This window comes from Megasphaera elsdenii DSM 20460 (assembly GCF_003010495.1).
Taxonomy (GTDB): Bacteria; Bacillota; Negativicutes; order Veillonellales; family Megasphaeraceae; genus Megasphaera; species Megasphaera elsdenii.
In genome coordinates, this window is record NZ_CP027570.1 from 1,533,396 (window position 1) to 1,548,146 (window position 14,751).

Below are 14,751 nucleotides of genomic sequence, written 5' to 3' on the forward strand. Positions count from 1 at the left end.
CTATGAGCCGAAGTAAAGAAGAACTGCAGGGCGTGACCAAGCTGGGCAATCAGCATACGGTGTATGCCCAGGACTACGATCCGTCTTTATTGGAAACATTTGTCAACAAGCATCCCGACCGGGACTATTTCGTCAAATTCAATTGTCCCGAGTTCACTAGTCTCTGCCCCATGACGGGCCAGCCGGACTATGCGACGATTTATATTTCTTACGTCCCAGGGGTACGCATGGTAGAAAGCAAGTCGCTGAAGCTCTACCTGTTCAGTTTCCGCAATCACGGCGATTTCCATGAAGACTGCGTCAATATCATCATGGACGACCTCATCCGGGTCATGGACCCGAAATACATCGAAGTGTGGGGGAAATTCCTGCCCCGCGGCGGTATCAGCATCGACCCGTACTGCAATTACGGCCGGCCCGGTACGCCCTGGGCTGACGTGGCCTGGCAGCGCCTGTCCCAGCACGATTTATATCCTGAAAAAGTAGATAATCGCTAAATCTATTACCTTTTACGGCTGTTTCATGATATAATAATCTAAAAACAACAGAAGTAAGGGGTGTTACCTGTGAAATTGAAAAAAATGCTTTTGGCCCTGGGCTTTTCCCTGGTCTTGTCGGCATCGGTCTTCGCAGCGGATAATATGTGGCAATATAACCAGTATACGTCCATCGACATGAACTCGGCCAAGCTCTATTACGATATGGGCCGCCAGATCCTGTCCTTTGATACGGTGGAACAATCCGGCGAAACGACAGACTACTGCACCTATGTGTACAACATCGATGACCAGACGATCCAGCTGAAAAAGATGATTACCAAGACGAAGAAGCATAAGTATAAGAGCAGCTTCTATCCGGAATCCATCAAAGACGGCAATGCCGTCATCAAGGCCAGAGCCCGCATGGCGAATGACGTATTGGCCAAAGTAAAGGAAAAGAACGAAAAATAAAGGGTGTGATGTTTGAGGTTTGATGTTTGAAGTAATGATTTTAAATTTAACGCTATCCACATCAAACATCAAACTTACTACTTCAAACTCAAAAAGAGGCTGCCTTCGAGAGACAGCCTCTTTTTATACGACATCACTTGCCTTTAACGCAGATGCTGAGCCATTTCGGCAGTTTGTGTTCGACGACGACCCATGAGTAGGCGGCGGCACAGGCTGTGACGATGACGTAGATGGCGATGATGTGGACGGCCCGCAGGTAAATATGCAGGTGAGCCGCCAGGCCCGTGCAGGCGCTGAGGAAGACCGGATGGACCAGGTAGATGGGGTACGAGTAGTCGCCCAGGAGGGAGAAGACTTTGTGGACCCACTGCGGTACAGGCCGACATTCCCACCAGTAGAGGAGGAAGAGCATGGTCGATAAAGTATAAGCCATGCCGATAGGGCTGAGCTGATGGATGGTGAAGACTGCCGATAAGGGGTCATAGCCCAGGTAGTGCATGACGCCGTAGTACGCGGCCAGCATGCCCAGCGTCGTCGCCGCCTGGAAGACGTTGACCAGGACGCCGTGCTTTTTCAGCCAGTCCGTGACGCTGCCGAAGTGTTCTGCCGTGAAGGCGCCGAACATGAAGATGAACAAGTAGTGCAGGACGATGTAGTTCAAACGGAAGTTGAAAGCGTCCTGGATGAGGGGATTGTCGGAATGGACCGTCCAGATATAACTGGAATAGAAGTTGAAGGCCATGTTGGCGAAGAAGAGAAGAGTAAACGACAGCCACGGTGCTTTATCCATGAAGCGCAGGAGCGGCCGCCACAGGGGCATGAGGAAGTAGAACCACAAGAGGATGACCAGGAAGTAAATATGATACATGGCCAGGCCGTACCACAAGGTGCGGAAAAAGGCGTAAGGCTGGAAGACACTGAAGTTGTGGCTGATGACCGATACGTAGACCATGTAGAACAGGGACCAAGCCAGATAGGGGACGAAGACCGTCCGCAGGCGGCGCCGCAGGTAGTCCTTATAGACGAAGGGCTGGTCCAGGGGCTGGCTGTAGAACATGCCGAAAGCCGACAGGAAGAAAAAGGCCGGCACGGAAAAACGGGACAGGATTTCCAGGATGGCCACCAGGCCCAGGTTGGGCGACGGATTGACGATAGCGACGGAGCCGACATGGATGGCGATGACGCCGAGCATACAAAGGCCGCGCATATAGTTGATAGAATGAATGAATCGTTTTGACATCTGACACCTCGAAAGATACAATAAAGATAATTAGGATAATGACCTATCCTATTATAACAAATTTTTTCAGCTTGGACAGGGAGGCTTTATGACAGAAGATATAAAAAACGTGACCCGCACGGGACTCATCCTGGCAGTGACCTTGATCCTGCAGGGACTCCGCCTGGTCATTCCCATACCGCCGCAGGTCAGCATGTTCGTCGTCGGGTCCCTGGTCAATGCCTGTCTCATCGTGGCGGTCCTCCTCATCGGCCGCCGTGCCGGCCTGGTCGTGGCCGGGTGTACGCCGGTCTTTGCCTGGCTGGAAGGGATGCTGCCCTTCTTTCCCTTTGTCTTTCCCGTAGGGCTGGGCAACTGTTTCTACGTCTGGACGGCCTGGCGCTGGCAGCGGTACGGTCTGCCGGCTCTTTGCGGCGGTGCCTTGGGGAAGGCGGCCATCCTCTATGGCTCGTTCTACCTGCTGTTCGCCTGTATTGCGTTTCCGTCGGCTGTGCGCCATATGCTGTTGTTTGCTATGAGCTGGCCCCAGATCGTGACCGGCATCATCGGGGCGGTCCTGGGAATGGAAGTCAGCCGTCTCCTCGGGCATCAGCCTGAATAGAAAGGAAGGTATGTATGTTCTTGCAAATATTTTATTATCTCCCGGCTATCCTCGGCGTGTTGTTCATTGCCGTCGGGACCTATCACGGCTGGAAGTTCCGCGGCATGACGCGGCGCTGTAAGGTAGCGGCTGTAGGGACGCTCCTCGGATTTGAAGAAAAGAAGATGAAGAGCGGAACTCTTTATTACCCCGTCGTCCGTTTTCAGACGCAAGACGGCAAGACTTATCAGGCCCGGTATGCCTTTGGCGATGCCGAATGGGATTATACGGCCGGCGATGAACTGGACCTTCGTTATAATCCGGCGGATCCACAGGAAATCTATCTCGATCACGTGCAAAGTGTCTGGCAGCAGTATGCCAGTCCTTTTTTCATCATTATCGGCGGCCTTATCTTTATCGCTGCGTATTACTTCATTTTGTAAATAAAGGAGGACCTGGTTACGTTGGAAGAAAATGAAAAAGCCGTCGCTGCGATGCGGCAGTTTTTAGAGGCCCTGGGATTGGATCTCCAGGCTTTGGGCATGGAAAAGACGCCGCACCGCGTCGCTCAGGCTTTTGGGGAATTTTTTTCGGGGCTCAGGGAAAATCCCGATGACGAGTGGCAGGCTCCCATTGCGACCCAGAGCGATGGCTTGGTCGTCGTCCGCAACATCCGCTTCCATTCGATGTGCGAACACCATTTGCTGCCGTTTTTCGGCTCCGTCCATGTGGCCTATTATCCGAAAAACGGAACTATCGCCGGCTTCGGCCATTTTGTCCGCGCCGTCGACATCCTGGCCCGGCGGCCGCAGCTCCAGGAACGGATGACCGATGACCTGTGCCAGTCCATTTGCCGCGGCCTCGATCCGGAAGGCGTCCTGATCATCGTCAAAGCGACTCATTTATGCCTGACCATGCGCGACCGCATGGCTATCGATTCCAATATCGTAACGACGGCGTCATCGGGCTGTCTGAAAGAGGGGACAGCCGCCTATGATCAGGCTTGGAAACTGCTCATGGAGGAGAAAAAAGATGGATAAAATTGTCCTGACAGGACTTCATTTTTATGGGTATCATGGCTGTCTGCCCGAAGAAAAGCGCCAGGGCCAGCCTTTTCACATCGATTTGACGCTGGAAACGGACTTGGGACGGGCCGGCCAGACCGATGACCTGACGCAGACTGTCGATTACAGTGCCGTCTATGGCGTCGTCAAGGAAGTCGTCGAAGGGCCGTCCTTCGACTTGATCGAACGGGTGGGACAGGTCATTGCCGACCGCATCCTGGCCGAGTTCCCACCGGTCCAGGCCCTGACCGTGACCGTCCATAAGCCGCAGGCCCCCATCGGCGGACCCTTTGATGATGCGGCCATCGTCCTGGAAAGGCGGCGCCATGGCTAGATTCTATCTCAGTATCGGCGCCAATCTGGGCGACCGGATGGCGACGCTGCGCCAGGCCGTCCGTCTCCTGGCCGATACGCCAGGGGTAATGGTGACGGCCGTTTCCCCGTTCTATGAAACACCGCCCTGGGGAAAGACCGACCAGCCTGCCTTTATCAACGGGGCCGTGGCTGTCGAAACGGAACTGTCCGGACAGGAACTGCTTGACGCCTGTCTGGATATCGAACGGCGGTTAGGACGCGTGCGCCACGAAAAGTGGGGCGCCCGGACTATTGATATCGACCTCGTCTACAGCCCGGACGAAACGTGCCGGACGGAAACCCTGACTTTGCCCCATCCCTATCTGACCCGGCGGGCTTTCGTCCTGGTACCCTTGCGGGACCTGGCACCGGACCTCATCCTTTGCGGCCGGTCCATCGGTGACTGGCTGGACCAGCTGCCGGATACAGACTCTATCAGAAAGAAGGACAACTAACTATGGAAAAAATACTCATTGCAGATGATGAACAGCTCATGCGTCAATTAGTCATCGATTTCTTGAAGCCCGAAGGCTACGAAATCCTGGAAGCGTCGGACGGCAAAGAAGCCTTGGATATTTATGATAAAGAACACCCGGACCTCATCCTCCTGGACGTCATGATGCCGGGGTACGACGGCTGGACCGTATGCCGTGAAATCCGCCGTGAATCGACAGTGCCCATCATGATGCTGACGGCCAAGGGCGAAGAAATCGACCAGCTCTTTGCCTATGACCTCGGTGCCGATGAATACATCACCAAGCCGTTCAGCCCGAAAATCCTGGTCGCCAAGATCAAAGCCCTCCTGCGCCGTTCCCAGAATGAACAGGAAACGCATGAAGCCGACGATGGCGTCGCCATCGACCGCGATGCCCGCCAGGTCGTCATCGACGGCAAGAACGTCGACCTCAGTCCGACGGAATACAAGCTCCTCAATTATCTCATGAGCAATACCGGCAAGGCCCTGAGCCGCCGTCAGATCCTCAATCAGGTCTGGAATTACGATTATTATGGTGATTTGCGGACTGTCGATACGCACATCAACCGCCTGCGCATCAAATTGGGCGATAAAGGCCGCTATATCCGCACGGTCCGCGGCTACGGTTACCGCTATGATGGCAAATGAGCAAAGCGCGCTGGTCGTTAAAGTTTAAGGCTGGACTCTATGTCGGTTTTTTTACGATTTTCTTCATCATCACTCTCATGGCAGCCGTTGGCTTCGGCTTTGACCGTTACTATTATTTCATGAAGAAAGAAGCCATGAGTGAAGCCAGCCAGAAAATCAGCACCATCTACCGGGAAGAAGGCAAGCCAGACGAGAGCCAGCTCGATGATTTGAGCCAGCATTATGCTTTGGATGTGCTCATCGTCGACCATGGCCGGCTCGTCTATTCATCCCGGCCGGGGCGGCGGGTCTTTATTCCGCCGGATAAACCGCCGCTCACCAGCCATGATGTCGTCGTCACGGGGAAAGAAGATGAGGCGGCTCAGGTGAAGAACAATTTCAAGATGCCCCTGCATGTAGAAGAGCTCCTGGATTTGCTCAATGGCAAGGTACCTGATGAGGACATGCTAGGCAAGGTTGAGCTGTATAAGGATATGCCCGATTTTGAGCATTTCAACCTCATCGACCGCATCCAGGATGGCACCTATGTCATCATCAGCCAGTCCGTCGCGCCCATGCGGGAGAATATCTATATCGTCCAGCGGTTCATCATCGTCTGCGGCCTCCTCTGGCTGGTCCTGGCCCTTATCGGTACGCTTTTCCTGACGAAGCGCATGACCCGGCCCCTGCTGGAACTGAAGAATCTGGCCGTGGCCATGGCCCATCTCGATTTTTCCAAGCGCTGGCAGGGGCATTTCAACGATGAAATTGGTGAACTCGGCGACAGCATCAATACCTTGGCCCATCAGCTCGATGTCGCATTGACGGCGCTGCAGCAGTCCAATACGGAACTGCAGAAACAGCTCGATAAGGCCAAGGAAGTGGAACATATGCGCAAATCCTTCTTGTCCGCTGTCTCCCATGAGTTGAAGACGCCTCTGGCTATCATCCAGGGCTACGCCGAAGGGCTGGACACCCTGGACATCGACAAGGCGACACAACAGCGCTACTGTGCTGTCATCCGCAGTGAAACCCAGAAGATGGATAAACTGGTCAAGGACCTGCTCAACTTGTCGCGCCTGGAAACGGGCTCCTTCAAACTGGAGCAGACCGTCTTCGACTTCACGGCCCTGGCCGAAGAAAGCAAGGCTCGTTTTGCCAAAGCCATTGCCGATAAGGGCATCACTGCCGATTGGGAGCTGCCAGCTGAGATGAACGTCTATGGCGACCCGGAACGGATCGATACGATTGTGACCAATTTCTTGAGCAACGCCATTGATTATACGAGGTCCGGCGGACATATCCGCGTCTTTGCCGATGACTTGGGGACGCGGTATCGCATCTCCGTCTACAATGAAGGCAGCCACATTGCTGAAGAATATCAGCAGCGCATCTGGGAGCCTTTCTATAAGATCGACTCGTCGCGGGCCCGCAGCCCGAAACGCGTATTCGGCGGCCACGGCCTGGGATTGGGAACGGTTGCTGCCTTAGTGAAACTCCACGGCGAACAATACGGCGTCCGCAACGAAACGGATGGCGTCACCTTCTGGTTTACCCTTAAGAAGAGCTAGTTCGTCGTTCATCGTAGGCCGTTCGTCGTTCATCGACAAACGAAAAGGGGCTGTCGCATTAAGCGACAAGCCCCTTTTGTGGTTCGTTTGGCGTGGTTCGTTTGCCGAAAATTCTCACAGCTGCAAGAAAAATGATATTTTCATACAGCAGATTGTTAAAAAATTTAAACCTTCACGGCAAACAAATCACGAACCACGGCAAACCACGTGAAAAAAGGGATTGTGCATGACGGCAAAAGCCTTCGTGCGACAATCCCTTTTTACTGCTAAAACGACCGTTTTCCCAGGGTGGGGTGGCTGCATTTTTTCAAGGTCAGGTGGTCGACGAGGTAGCCGGCCTGGTCGAGATCGACGTCTTCTTTCTGTCCGTCGTGTTCAAAGACGCAGAGCGGATGGTCTGTACCGACTTCACCGCCAGGGAGATAGATGTATTCACCCGTTTCGGCATCGCCGAAGATGATGCCGGCTAAGAGGTGTTTTTTGGCTATCTGGCTCATCGCAGGGCCTCCTGTCCGTCGAATTTGATTTCTAAGAGCTTGCAGTCCCGGTAATCGGCCGAGACGAGCTGGAGCAGTGTCCCGTTATAACGGCGCGGGAACATGGTCCCGGGCTGCATGCCGTGGAGATGGCCGAAGACGCAGAGCGGGACGTGGTATTTTTCTAAAAGGTCCGTAAAGCCGCTGGGCTTGGTCAGGTCGCAGACCGGCGGGTAGTGGAGCAGGAGAATCGTATGCTGGCACTGTAAAGCTTCCGCTTCCTGCAGGGTCCGTTCGACGCGCAGGAGTTCCCGCCGGTACGGCTTGGCGTCCCGGTCTTCCTGGTAATGGATATCGCCGGGGCAGACCCAGCCATGAGTGCCGCAGATGGCGATTTCCTTGTCGCCCAGGACAGCTGTCGAGCCGTAGAGGTACTGTATCTTATTTTCGGCGTCCATGCGGTTCAGCTTACCGGCACTTTCCCACCAGTAGTCATGGTTGCCGCGGATCATGATTTTCCTGCCCGGCAGGGCCCGGATCTGATCCAGGTCTTCCTGGGCATCCTTCAGGTGCATGGCCCAAGACGTATCGCCGGCGATGAGGACGACGTCATCGTCACTGACACGGCTCTTCCAGTCGGCGGCGATGCGCTGCCAATGGTTCTTCCAGCGGCTGCCGAAGACTTCCATCGGCTTTTTAGGGGGATTGCCTGATAAATGTAGATCACCGATTGCAAATAAACGCATAGAGTTGTAATAACCGTCCTTTCTTATAGTTCATGCAAGCGCTGCTGCAAAGCATGAATGAAGCGCGCTGAATGGCCTCCGTTCGCGATTTGGGGAATCATATAGCCTACGTAGAGGGGGTTGGTCAGGAAGCGCGGGATAATTTTGACATACAAGGCATCGTCAGCCGGGAAGTCATAGAAGAAGATATTATAACTGTCGTTGAAGCTGACAAAGGAGTGCATGAAATAATCTGCCGTCCGCTGCATATAGCGGACGAATTTCCCCAGCTTTTCCCGGTCCTTGAGGATGAGGTTCACTTCGTAGAAACCGATGATGGGGCGCTGGGACAAGTTGACCGTCAGGCCGTCTTCCTCGACGATGGCAGGTCCGACGAAATGGAAGGGCTTGATATCCTGGTGATAGTCGTAGTCCTTGAAGCCGACGATCTGCGAATGGGGATGATGGATTGTGCCGCCGGACATGTAGCCGTGGTTGCGGTAGAAGACGACGGACCGGAATTTCCCCATGTCTTTGACTTGCTGCCATTTTTCCAGGCCGAACTGGATGAGCTTCAGGGCGTATTCCGGCGTATACGATGAAAATTCGCCATCGCAGTCATCACTTTCGATGATCAGCGTCTGCCACGAATCCTTGAGGACGGGATAGGCATTTTCCAGCCAGATCATAGGGCCCCGCTTTTCCATGACATTCTTCAGATGGGCTACGTCGCAAAACGGACAATACTTTTCATCGCGATGGACTGTGTCGGGCTTGGTTTTGCCCAGGTCCAGATTATATTCCAAGATGTGAGATAAGGGATTTTCATTCATGATGACCGCTCCTTTTGATACCTACTATACATTGTAGCATAGAGATAGCCATTTTCAAACCATGTGGTATAATACATATATGCTATTTTAAGGAGGAAATTATCATGAGTCTTCATATTGCTGCTCGTGACGGTGAAATCGCCGACCGCATCTTGCTTCCTGGCGATCCCTTGCGGGCTAAATATATTGCTGAAACTTTTTTGGACGACGCCGTCTGCTATACGGATATCCGCAACATCCTCGGCTATACGGGGACTTATAAGGGTGTCCGCCTGTCGGTCCAGGGGACGGGCATGGGAATCCCGTCGATTTCCATTTATGCGACGGAACTCATGCGCGATTACGGCGTGAAGAAACTCATCCGCGTCGGTACTTGCGGGGCCATGCGGAAAGATATCAGGCTCCGCGACGTCATCATCGCCCAGGGGGCGACGACGGATTCGTCGATCATCCGCAACATTTTCGGCGGTTCCATCAACTATGCGCCGCTGGCTGATTTCACCCTCCTGCGCCAGGCTTATGAACAGTCGGTCAAGCAGGGTATCCCGGCCCGGGTCGGCAACATCGTCTCGGTGGACCGCTTCTACGATGACGAAATCGACAACGATAAACTGACCCAGTACGGCATCATGGCCGTCGAAATGGAAACGGCCGGTCTGTACACGCTGGCTGCCAAATACGGTGCCCAGGCCCTGGGATTATTTACGGTCAGCGACCACTTGCTGACGGGAGAAGCCTGCACGCCGGAAGAACGGCAGACGTCTTTCGATGATATGATTCACATTGCCCTGGAAACAGCTATCCAGGAATAGAGGTGCTTATGAAAGCTAAGGAATTGCGGGTCATTGACAGTCATTTCCATTTCTGTGACTATATCGGCTTCAATCAGATTGCTATTGCTGCCGGTTATACCAATACTGAAGAATGTCTGCACAAGGCCTTTCAAGATAACAATATCGTCCACGGCGTCGTCATGGGCAACAAGACCCTGGACCCGGCCGGCCATCACTATCCCGATTACATGAGTTACTGTATCGGCCTGGACAGCAACGTTTTTTATGACAATATGGACCTCATGGTGGAACAGGTCGAAGAGAACCTCAAGCGCAAGCAGTGCTGCGGCATCAAGCTCTATCCGGGCTATAACCACGTCTACGTCTATGATGAACTCTACGACCCGATCTATGAATTGGCCCGGAAGTACAATAAGCCCGTCGCCATCCACACGGGCCTGACGGCGACGGCCAATGCCCTTTTGAAGTACAGCCATCCCATGACCCTTGATGAAGCGGCCGTCAAATATCCCGACGTCCAGTTCGTCATGTGCCACATCGGCAATCCTTTCCTGCAGGATGCCATTGCCGTCCTGGAAAAGAACCACAACGTCGCCGTCGATTTGTCAGGCCTTTTGGAAGGCAAGATTCCCGACATGGTCACCTTCCTGCGGGACAAACAGGGGTATATCTCCATGCTCCGGGACTGGCTGAACTATCTAGGTTCTTACGACCGGGTCATGTTCGGGACCGACTGGCCCCTGGCCAATTTCGCCGATTATATTACCTTTGTCAAAGATTTCATCCCCGAAACGTATTGGGATGACGTCTTCTTCAACAATGCCAACCGCATCTACCAGCTTGGCTTATAGCTGGCTTTGCAGCAAGGGAGGAACGCCTTTTGTATACTGTAACCAAGCGGATGGAAGTGTCCGCTGCCCACCACCTGGTCCTCGACTATGAAAGCAAGTGCGAGCATCTCCATGGGCATAACTGGATCATCTATGTGACCTGCCAGGCTGAAGCACTGGACCGCAACGGCATGGTCGTCGATTTCAAGAAAATCAAGGAACTGGTCCATGCCAAGATGGACCATCAGAACCTGAACGATGTCTTCGACTTCAATCCGACGGCGGAAAATATCGCCAAATGGATTTGCGACACCGTTCCCCATTGTGTCAAAGTAACGGTCCAGGAAAGTGAAGGGAACGTGGCCACTTATGAATTATAGCCTCTGTGTCAACGAGATTTTCGACAGCATCGACGGGGAAGGGAAGAAAGCCGGCCAGCTGGCGACGTTCATCCGCCTCTGCGGCTGCAACCTGCGCTGTTCGTACTGCGATACGGCCTATGCCTTCAATGAAGGCCAGCATATGGACATTGCCGACATCATCGCCCAGGTCTCCTATCCCAACGTCACCTTGACGGGCGGCGAACCGCTGTGCCAGGATATCCACGCTCTCCTGGAAGGACTGAAGGGGCACAGCGTCAACATCGAGACCAATGGCAGTATGGATATCGAACCGTATTTCAAATATGATCACGTCTGGTTCACTGTCGATTACAAGAGCCTGTCTTCGGACATGGCCAACCGCATGCTGCCGGAGAACTTCGAGAAGCTCCGGCCCCAGGACGTCCTCAAGTTCGTCGTCGGCGATGAAGCCGACCTGCGTCAGGCTTTGGGCGTCTATCGCTTGTACCGCCCGAAGTGTGCCGTCTATGTCGGCGCCGTCTTCGGCAAGATCGAGCCGCGGCGCATCGTCGAGTTCATGAAGGAAAACCGCCTGACGGACTGGCACATGCAGCTCCAGCTCCATAAATTCATCTGGAACCCCGATGACCGGGGCGTCTGACTGAGACGACGAAACGCCGTTATCCGCTGATCTGCGGGTAACGGCGTTTTTTGAAGATGGCCTGGTCGTCATCGAGCATGTGCTGGAAACAGAAGAGGGTCGCGTCCGTATCGGTCAGGCTGTCGTGCCAGTTGCGGCCGTGGTAGCCGTAATGGGCGGCGCAGTTCATGAGCTTTTCATAGGTAATGGTCTTCGTTTCCTGATAATGGATGAGGGAAAAGGCTTCGGCCAGGTCGAGATAGATGTCCTTGTCGGGCAGGACGACGCCAGAAGCGTGGAGCTTGGCGATGTCGTTGAAGGTGCTGTAGCCGACGATGAGGTCTGCGTCCATGAAAAGGCGGCTGACCGTATCGGCCCAGAGGATGAACGGGTCTTCCTGGGCGACCTGTTCCGGCGTGATGTGATTGACTTCCATCGCTTCATCCCAGCGTTCCGTATAGAGGGGTTTGAAATAGCGGTTCATGAGGACGTCGCCGCAACCGTTCATGATGGACAGCTGGATGATTTCTGCGTCGGCTGTGAGGCCCGTCGTTTCCAGATCCAGCGTCAGGATGCGCGACGGGTCGAGGCGGCGGATGGCCTGTTTGATCTTCGGCGACCGGCGGATGGTCTGGCGCCGGGCTTTTTCTTTTTTCGACAGTACCTTTTTCATGGAAAAACCTCCTTTCTTCTCTGCAATGGCTTTATTATAGGAAGAAAGGAGGTTCTTGTCAATTACTATTTCTTAGTACTGGCACTCGTCGTGGCCTGTGGCTGGCTCTGGCCCGGCCGGTCGACGGAGGTGAAGCCGTAGACGGCCGTACAGGCCAGGAGCAGCATGAGGAGGAGAGAAATGATTTTTTTAGCTGTCATAAAGGAAGTGTCCTTTCACGATGATTTATTCGTATAAGCCGCTCGGTTTTTCCGAGAGGTTGATGAAGATGTTCTTGGTCTGCATGTAATGGCGCATGGTCGTCTTATCCGTTTCGCGGCCGATGCCGGAGAGCTTGTAGCCGCCGAAAGGTGCGCCGGCCGGCAGGGCGTTGTAGGTATTGACCCACATGCGGCCCGTTTCGACGCCTTTGGCTACGCGCAGGGCCCGGTTGATGTCGCGCGTCCAGACGGCGCCGCCTAAGCCGTATTCGCTGTCATTGGCCATGGCGATGACTTCGTCTTCCGTTTCAAAGGGCAGGATGCAGACGACAGGGCCGAAGATTTCTTCCTGGGCAATGCGCATGTCGTTGGTGACGTCGGCGAAGATCGTCGGCTTGATGAAATTGCCCTTTTCCAGTCCGTCTGTCGTGACTTTTTCGCCGCCGCAGACCAGGCGTGCTCCTTCTTGTTTGCCGATTTCGATGTAGCTGAGGATCTTTTCGACCTGACGGCCGTCGATCTGGGCGCCCATCTGCGTGTCTTCCAGCCAGGGCAGGCCGACTTTGACGCGGTTGAAGCGTTCTGCCAGTTCAGCGACGAATTTGTCGTAGATCCCTTTCTGGACGAAGATGCGGGAACCGGCGCAGCAGACCTGGCCCTGGTTGAAGAGGATGCCCAGCTGGGCCCCGTCCATGGCCATGTCCCAATCGCAGTCGTCGAAGAAGATGTTTGCCGATTTGCCGCCTAATTCCAAGGTGGCCGGGATGAGTTTTTCCTGAGCTGCCTTATAGACGTCGCGGCCGATTTCCGTAGAGCCTGTGAAGGCCAGTTTCTGGATGTCCGGATGGTCGAGGATGTACTGGCCCGACCGGGAGCCTTTACCGGTGATGACGTTGACGACGCCGTCCGGCAGGACGCCTTCCAGGAGGTGCATCAGTTCCAGGACGCTGAGGGACGTCGTGCTCGACGGCTTGAGGATGATCGTACAGCCGGCAGCCAGGGCCGGTGCCAGTTTCCAGGCGGCCATGAGGAAGGGGAAGTTCCAGGGGATGATCTGGCCGACGACGCCAATCGGTTCGTGGATGACCAGGCTCAGCGTGTGGTCGTCCAGCGTCGATGCCCGGCCGTCTTCACTGCGGAGGACACCGGCGAAATAGCGGAAATGGTCGGCCGCTGCCGGGATGTCGATGGCTTTCGTTTCCCGGATGGGCTTGCCGTTATCCAGGGTTTCGATGAGGGCCAGCGTATCAGCATTCTTTTCGATGATGTCGGCGATTTTCAGGAGGATTGCCTGCCGTTTGACGGGGGATACTTTTTTCCAGGCCGGGAAAGCGGCCTGGGCTGCGCGGACGGCGGCATTGACATCGTCCTGCGTCGCTTCGGCACAGACGGAGAGGACGTCGCCGTTGGCCGGATTGATGGCTTTAAAAGTAGAACCGTCGCTGGACGGGACCCAGCGGCCGTTAATATATAAATCGTAAGAAGGGCGGATGACGTGTTTCATGAGAGCACTTCCTTTCTGAGAGTCTGCGGAGCAGATATAGTTAAAAATAATTATTTGTTAATTATAAATTCATTATACCATAAGTGTACCAAAATGGTCAACAATGGGAAATTTTTCACGGTCTCTGTGCCGGACAAATGATTGCAAATATTGGCAAAGCAAGCTAAAATAGATAGGGTACACATTAAGTATAGTTTTAACAGGAGAAGATTATGTATAAATACGTTTTATTCGATCTGGACGGTACGCTGACCGATTCTAAAGACGGCATCATCAATTCCGTTGCCTATGCCCTGGAAAAAATGGGCGAATCGACAGAAGGCCGGCTGGACCAGCACACCGTCGTCGGGCCGCCGCTCTTGACGACTTTTGAAGAAGTCTATGGCTTTTCGCCGGAAAAGGCGCGCCGGACTTATGCCTATTTCCAGGAACGCTACAGCACGATCGGCAAGTTCGAGAACCGGGCTTTCGACGGCATCGTTCCCATGCTGAAGACCATGAAAGAAGCGGGCATCCGCTCGTTTGTCGCTACATCCAAACCCCAGGTCCATGCCGAAGCGATTTGCCAGAAATTCGGCATCGCGCCTTACGTGGAAGCCATTGCCGGGCCTGCCGTCGGCGGTACCGATACGAAAGCCGATGTCATGCGCCGTATCCTGGATGGCCTGGGCCCGCTGCAGCCAGGCGATGCCGTCATGGTCGGCGACCGCCGCTTCGATGTCATCGGAGCCCACGAACTGGGCCTGCCCGTCATATATGTCACCTATGGGTATGGCAATGAAGCGGAACGGAAGGCCTTCCAGCCAGAGTATACGGCCGATACCGTAGCGGCTCTGGGCCAGCTGCTTTTGCAGGCTTAGCAAGCCCATCATAT

Annotated in this window: 21 protein-coding genes; 14 read left to right on the top strand and 7 right to left on the bottom strand. The window is 54.2% G+C overall.

Annotated elements, in window-relative coordinates; translation table 11 throughout:
• The first annotated feature begins 2 nt into the window (after positions 1-2).
• Positions 3-497, top strand: coding sequence for a preQ(1) synthase (gene queF, locus C6362_RS07370; RefSeq protein WP_014016093.1), 495 nt, complete (start codon positions 3-5; stop codon positions 495-497).
• A 69-nt stretch (positions 498-566) separates the two neighbouring features.
• Positions 567-950: a hypothetical protein gene (locus C6362_RS07375; RefSeq protein ID WP_014016094.1), complete on the top strand. Its 384-nt coding sequence runs from the start codon at positions 567-569 to the stop codon at positions 948-950.
• Positions 951-1,083: 133 nt separating this feature from the next.
• On the opposite strand, the gene C6362_RS07380 is transcribed toward C6362_RS07375, so the two are convergent.
• Positions 1,084-2,190 (bottom strand): acyltransferase, encoded by a 1,107-nt coding sequence (locus tag C6362_RS07380; RefSeq protein WP_014016095.1) that lies wholly within the window; start codon positions 2,188-2,190, stop codon positions 1,084-1,086.
• Positions 2,191-2,278: 88 nt separating this feature from the next.
• Between C6362_RS07380 and C6362_RS07385 the strand changes: the two genes are divergently transcribed.
• The 7 genes from C6362_RS07385 to C6362_RS07415 are packed head-to-tail and all read left to right on the top strand — an operon-like array spanning position 2,279 to position 6,861.
• Positions 2,279-2,791: an ECF transporter S component gene (locus C6362_RS07385; RefSeq protein WP_014016096.1), complete on the top strand. Its 513-nt coding sequence runs from the start codon at positions 2,279-2,281 to the stop codon at positions 2,789-2,791.
• Positions 2,792-2,805: 14 nt separating this feature from the next.
• Positions 2,806-3,213, top strand: a complete 408-nt coding sequence (locus tag C6362_RS07390) for a DUF3592 domain-containing protein (RefSeq protein WP_014016097.1) — start codon at positions 2,806-2,808, stop codon at positions 3,211-3,213.
• Between the two features lie 21 nt (positions 3,214-3,234).
• Positions 3,235-3,810, top strand: coding sequence for a GTP cyclohydrolase I (gene folE, locus C6362_RS07395; RefSeq protein WP_014016098.1), 576 nt, complete (start codon positions 3,235-3,237; stop codon positions 3,808-3,810).
• Entirely contained in the window at positions 3,803-4,168 is a 366-nt protein-coding gene (folB, locus tag C6362_RS07400; protein ID WP_014016099.1) for a dihydroneopterin aldolase, read from the top strand. Before folE ends, folB begins: the two co-directional genes overlap by 8 nt.
• Entirely contained in the window at positions 4,161-4,643 is a 483-nt protein-coding gene (folK, locus tag C6362_RS07405) for a 2-amino-4-hydroxy-6-hydroxymethyldihydropteridine diphosphokinase (RefSeq protein ID WP_014016100.1), read from the top strand. The genes folB and folK overlap by 8 nt, the downstream gene beginning before the upstream one ends.
• 2 nt (positions 4,644-4,645) lie before the next feature.
• The gene (locus tag C6362_RS07410) at positions 4,646-5,311 is read left to right on the top strand and encodes a response regulator transcription factor (protein ID WP_014016101.1); all 666 of its coding nucleotides are present in this window, start codon (positions 4,646-4,648) and stop codon (positions 5,309-5,311) included.
• Positions 5,308-6,861, top strand: a complete 1,554-nt coding sequence (locus tag C6362_RS07415) for a sensor histidine kinase (RefSeq protein WP_014016102.1) — start codon at positions 5,308-5,310, stop codon at positions 6,859-6,861. The genes C6362_RS07410 and C6362_RS07415 overlap by 4 nt, the downstream gene beginning before the upstream one ends.
• 266 nt (positions 6,862-7,127) lie before the next feature.
• Here the strand turns inward: C6362_RS07415 and C6362_RS07420 are convergent, their stop codons facing one another.
• From C6362_RS07420 to C6362_RS07430, 3 genes are read right to left on the bottom strand one after another with little or no spacing between them, the layout of a single operon-like run.
• Complete coding sequence (locus C6362_RS07420) at positions 7,128-7,358, bottom strand: hypothetical protein (protein WP_014016103.1); 231 nt, start codon at positions 7,356-7,358, stop codon at positions 7,128-7,130.
• Positions 7,355-8,083, bottom strand: a complete 729-nt coding sequence (locus C6362_RS07425; protein ID WP_027895104.1) for a metallophosphoesterase — start codon at positions 8,081-8,083, stop codon at positions 7,355-7,357. Before C6362_RS07425 ends, C6362_RS07420 begins: the two co-directional genes overlap by 4 nt.
• A 23-nt stretch (positions 8,084-8,106) precedes the next feature.
• Positions 8,107-8,895 carry a DUF4931 domain-containing protein gene (locus tag C6362_RS07430; protein ID WP_014016105.1) on the bottom strand — a complete coding sequence of 263 codons (789 nt, stop codon included), beginning with the start codon at positions 8,893-8,895 and terminating at the stop codon, positions 8,107-8,109.
• Positions 8,896-8,999: 104 nt separating this feature from the next.
• On the opposite strand from C6362_RS07430, the gene deoD reads away from it, so the two are divergent.
• The 4 genes from deoD to C6362_RS07450 are packed head-to-tail and all read left to right on the top strand — an operon-like array spanning position 9,000 to position 11,521.
• A complete protein-coding gene (gene deoD / locus C6362_RS07435) occupies positions 9,000-9,707 on the top strand; it encodes a purine-nucleoside phosphorylase (protein ID WP_014016106.1) in 708 nt (235 codons plus the stop codon).
• Between the two features lie 8 nt (positions 9,708-9,715).
• Entirely contained in the window at positions 9,716-10,540 is an 825-nt protein-coding gene (locus C6362_RS07440; RefSeq protein ID WP_014016107.1) for an amidohydrolase family protein, read from the top strand.
• A gap of 29 nt (positions 10,541-10,569) precedes the next feature.
• On the top strand, positions 10,570-10,899 hold the full coding sequence (gene queD, locus C6362_RS07445) for a 6-carboxytetrahydropterin synthase QueD (protein ID WP_014016108.1): 330 nt from the start codon (positions 10,570-10,572) through the stop codon (positions 10,897-10,899).
• Complete coding sequence (locus tag C6362_RS07450; RefSeq protein ID WP_014016109.1) at positions 10,889-11,521, top strand: radical SAM protein; 633 nt, start codon at positions 10,889-10,891, stop codon at positions 11,519-11,521. Before queD ends, C6362_RS07450 begins: the two co-directional genes overlap by 11 nt.
• 19 nt (positions 11,522-11,540) lie before the next feature.
• Here the strand turns inward: C6362_RS07450 and C6362_RS07455 are convergent, their stop codons facing one another.
• From C6362_RS07455 to C6362_RS07460, 3 genes are all read right to left on the bottom strand, one after another.
• Entirely contained in the window at positions 11,541-12,173 is a 633-nt protein-coding gene (locus C6362_RS07455; RefSeq protein ID WP_014016110.1) for a 3'-5' exonuclease, read from the bottom strand.
• A gap of 65 nt (positions 12,174-12,238) precedes the next feature.
• Positions 12,239-12,373, bottom strand: coding sequence for a hypothetical protein (locus C6362_RS12180; RefSeq protein ID WP_014016111.1), 135 nt, complete (start codon positions 12,371-12,373; stop codon positions 12,239-12,241).
• A gap of 25 nt (positions 12,374-12,398) precedes the next feature.
• Positions 12,399-13,877, bottom strand: a complete 1,479-nt coding sequence (locus C6362_RS07460; RefSeq protein ID WP_014016112.1) for an aldehyde dehydrogenase family protein — start codon at positions 13,875-13,877, stop codon at positions 12,399-12,401.
• Between the two features lie 212 nt (positions 13,878-14,089).
• On the opposite strand from C6362_RS07460, the gene C6362_RS07465 reads away from it, so the two are divergent.
• A complete protein-coding gene (locus C6362_RS07465) occupies positions 14,090-14,737 on the top strand; it encodes an HAD hydrolase-like protein (RefSeq protein ID WP_014016113.1) in 648 nt (215 codons plus the stop codon).
• The last annotated feature ends 14 nt before the right edge of the window (positions 14,738-14,751 follow it).

Coding starts and splice junctions, on each gene's coding strand:
- folB (WP_014016099.1), top strand. CDS start 3,803: ATGGATAAAATTGTCCTGACAGGACTTCATTTTTATGGGTATCATGGC.
- C6362_RS07380 (WP_014016095.1), bottom strand. CDS start 2,190: ATGTCAAAACGATTCATTCATTCTATCAACTATATGCGCGGCCTTTGT.
- C6362_RS07440 (WP_014016107.1), top strand. CDS start 9,716: ATGAAAGCTAAGGAATTGCGGGTCATTGACAGTCATTTCCATTTCTGT.
- C6362_RS07450 (WP_014016109.1), top strand. CDS start 10,889: ATGAATTATAGCCTCTGTGTCAACGAGATTTTCGACAGCATCGACGGG.
- C6362_RS07410 (WP_014016101.1), top strand. CDS start 4,646: ATGGAAAAAATACTCATTGCAGATGATGAACAGCTCATGCGTCAATTA.
- C6362_RS07385 (WP_014016096.1), top strand. CDS start 2,279: ATGACAGAAGATATAAAAAACGTGACCCGCACGGGACTCATCCTGGCA.
- queF (WP_014016093.1), top strand. CDS start 3: ATGAGCCGAAGTAAAGAAGAACTGCAGGGCGTGACCAAGCTGGGCAAT.
- C6362_RS07430 (WP_014016105.1), bottom strand. CDS start 8,895: ATGAATGAAAATCCCTTATCTCACATCTTGGAATATAATCTGGACCTG.
- C6362_RS07465 (WP_014016113.1), top strand. CDS start 14,090: ATGTATAAATACGTTTTATTCGATCTGGACGGTACGCTGACCGATTCT.
- C6362_RS12180 (WP_014016111.1), bottom strand. CDS start 12,373: ATGACAGCTAAAAAAATCATTTCTCTCCTCCTCATGCTGCTCCTGGCC.
- C6362_RS07460 (WP_014016112.1), bottom strand. CDS start 13,877: ATGAAACACGTCATCCGCCCTTCTTACGATTTATATATTAACGGCCGC.
- C6362_RS07420 (WP_014016103.1), bottom strand. CDS start 7,358: ATGAGCCAGATAGCCAAAAAACACCTCTTAGCCGGCATCATCTTCGGC.
- C6362_RS07415 (WP_014016102.1), top strand. CDS start 5,308: ATGAGCAAAGCGCGCTGGTCGTTAAAGTTTAAGGCTGGACTCTATGTC.
- folK (WP_014016100.1), top strand. CDS start 4,161: ATGGCTAGATTCTATCTCAGTATCGGCGCCAATCTGGGCGACCGGATG.
- deoD (WP_014016106.1), top strand. CDS start 9,000: ATGAGTCTTCATATTGCTGCTCGTGACGGTGAAATCGCCGACCGCATC.
- C6362_RS07455 (WP_014016110.1), bottom strand. CDS start 12,173: ATGAAAAAGGTACTGTCGAAAAAAGAAAAAGCCCGGCGCCAGACCATC.
- C6362_RS07390 (WP_014016097.1), top strand. CDS start 2,806: ATGTTCTTGCAAATATTTTATTATCTCCCGGCTATCCTCGGCGTGTTG.
- C6362_RS07425 (WP_027895104.1), bottom strand. CDS start 8,083: ATGCGTTTATTTGCAATCGGTGATCTACATTTATCAGGCAATCCCCCT.